Here is a 236-nt window from a genome sequence, read left to right on the forward strand (position 1 = left end):
CCTACTCTCACATGGGGAGACCCCACACTACCATCGGCGCTGCTGCGTTTCACGTCTGAGTTCGGCATGGGATCAGGTGGGTCCGCAACGCTATGGTCGCCAAGCAAATTCTTTTATCTACCACCCCGCAGGCGATAAATTACAATCTGGGAAAGTTAACTAGTGTTCTCAGCACAACATTCAAGTGCTCATGGAGTCCGTAAAACCCCTTGGGTGTTGTATGGTTAAGCCTCACG

1 rRNA gene is annotated in these 236 nt (G+C 51.3%); it reads right to left on the bottom strand.

Going from position 1 to position 236, the window contains the following annotated elements:
• Positions 1-104, bottom strand: a 5S ribosomal RNA gene (gene rrf / locus R0J87_RS24625); the annotation flags it as partial.
• Positions 105-236: the final 132 nt, after the last annotated feature.

This window comes from Halomonas sp. SIMBA_159 (assembly GCF_046536035.1).
In the GTDB taxonomy this organism is placed as follows: Bacteria; Pseudomonadota; Gammaproteobacteria; order Pseudomonadales; family Halomonadaceae; genus Vreelandella; species Vreelandella venusta_A.